This window comes from Moorena sp. SIO2C4, from assembly GCF_010672485.1.
GTDB lineage: Bacteria > Cyanobacteriota > Cyanobacteriia > Cyanobacteriales > Coleofasciculaceae > Moorena > Moorena producens.
In genome coordinates this window covers 1-1,682 of sequence record NZ_JAAHGN010001349.1, presented here as the reverse complement: position 1 = coordinate 1,682, position 1,682 = coordinate 1, and the positions used below count along the sequence as shown (strand labels likewise).

The following is a 1,682-nucleotide window of genomic DNA, read 5'->3' as shown; positions in this document are numbered from 1 at the left end:
TATTTCTACTAAATGAGTGAAACTGCCTAAGACTTTATTTCGTTTACTTTCATATTGCTTGCGTCCTTCTCCAGAACGTTTATTAATGGGAGAGAGTATTTCAATAGCTGTTACTACTTCCTTGGTAGCTACCTCTCGCACTTCTAAATAACCTTGTTTAATAGTTTCAGGTACAGGAACTTGTACCGTTTGGGGTTGAGTTGGAGCTTGTGCAACTGCAACATTAGTTATTAGTTGTTTAGTTGTCACCTGTGAACCTTTGACAGTTAAATCCGGAATGCCAACGAGCAATGATTGTTCACCAATAGTTTCATACATGCGCACTTCAACACCAACTCTGTATTTTGGACGCAGTTGAGGAGAAAGGAATTTAGCCAGCTCGCCAATAAGTAACAAATGTATTCCTGGCCAAACTTCTGGATGTTCTAGGTAAGGGTTCATCCCTGGAAAAGGGGAAGGCATAAAATTTCCTCCTCGGTGGTTAGAGGGTTGAACTTAGAGCATTCAGCATTCAGCTTTTAGAACTTAGCTGACAGCTGATAGCTAACGGCTGATGGCTAAAAGTCTATGACTTATTACTTATTCTAAAGCGCACCATTCAACACTTGCTGTGCCGAAAGCTGCAACCCCGGAAAAATAGTTGATTCAATCAACTCATCCCCCACAAAAACCGTTTCCTCATAAAGATCATCCACCAACTGCAACACCACAACCTGCTTTTTGAGGGGATCGACAATCCAATATTCGCGAATCCCCAGCAAGTTATACTCCACTCGTTTACTGCGATAATCCGTCGTCCGAGTCGAATCGCTAACCACTTCAACCACCAAAAAAGGTGGCGATTCGTTGAGACGAATGATCGCCTCTCGATCCAGCATTCCCTCCCATTGCTCCAGTGTTGCCACCGTCACATCTGGAATCCGCGCTGTATCCCAACGTCCCCCACGGGGCGACTCGATTGCAATAAACCCTTGCTTAGAAACCCAGGCTAACCCCTGAACCTGAATTTCAGCCCGATATTGATCGTTGAGAAACTCAGTAATTGCACCATGTTTTCCTTTGGGTTGAGACATGGCAATCAGTTCCCCATTCACCAGTTCATAACGCCGATCAGTGCCATCGTTGTAGCTTAAGTAGTCTTCGAGGCTAAGCAGTGCAGTAGTGGCAGTCATCGGAGTTTTCCTAAGAAGCCATTTTTTTGATAATTCTAGTGTAAGCATTCAGCCGTCAGCCGTCAGCCGTGAGCTAAAAGCTCACGCTACTTGAGGTGCCTTGTGGCACAGGCTTTGGCCTTGGCCTTTCGGCCACGCTACGCGAATGGCCACGCTGTGCGAACGACCCTGGGAGGTAACTCAGCATTATTCCAATGCTTACTTGTTTTATTCCAAAGCTATTCCCGTAGCGTAGCCGTAGGCCTTTAGCTGAGAGCTCTCAGCTCTCAGCTCTCAGCTCTCAGCTAATGCGGTACAGATGGTGCTTTTGAATAAAACAAATAAGCATTGGTTTAATCTCTGTTACATCAGCTGACGGTTCCATAGCGTGAGCTTTTAGCTGAAGGCTGACCGCTGACCGCTGACCGCTGACCGCTGACCGCTGACCGCTGACCGCTGACCGCTGACCGCTGACCGCTGACCGCTGACCGCTGACCGCTGACCGCTGACCGCTGACCGCTGACCGCTGAC

General features: G+C 47.3%; 3 protein-coding genes and 2 pseudogenes. 1 reads left to right on the top strand and 4 read right to left on the bottom strand.

Annotated features, from left to right (window positions below; genetic code table 11):
- Window positions 1–462: DUF4058 family protein (locus tag F6K20_RS37440; RefSeq protein ID WP_287298247.1), on the bottom strand; the 462-nt coding region annotated here is incomplete at its 3' end.
- A 122-nt stretch (window positions 463–584) separates the two neighbouring features.
- Window positions 585–1,172 carry a Uma2 family endonuclease gene (locus F6K20_RS37435; protein ID WP_287253604.1) on the bottom strand — a complete coding sequence of 196 codons (588 nt, stop codon included), beginning with the start codon at window positions 1,170–1,172 and terminating at the stop codon, window positions 585–587.
- Window positions 1,173–1,272: 100 nt separating this feature from the next.
- Between F6K20_RS37435 and F6K20_RS37430 the strand changes: the two genes are divergently transcribed.
- Window positions 1,273–1,407, top strand: coding sequence for a hypothetical protein (locus F6K20_RS37430; RefSeq protein WP_287298245.1), 135 nt, complete (start codon window positions 1,273–1,275; stop codon window positions 1,405–1,407).
- 112 nt (window positions 1,408–1,519) lie between these two features.
- On the opposite strand, the pseudogene F6K20_RS40365 reads toward F6K20_RS37430, so the two are convergent.
- Window positions 1,520–1,621: pseudogene (locus F6K20_RS40365) on the bottom strand (hypothetical protein); the annotation flags it as partial.
- Window positions 1,617–1,682, bottom strand: a pseudogene (locus tag F6K20_RS40360) (hypothetical protein); the annotation flags it as partial. The pseudogenes F6K20_RS40365 and F6K20_RS40360, both read right to left, overlap by 5 nt.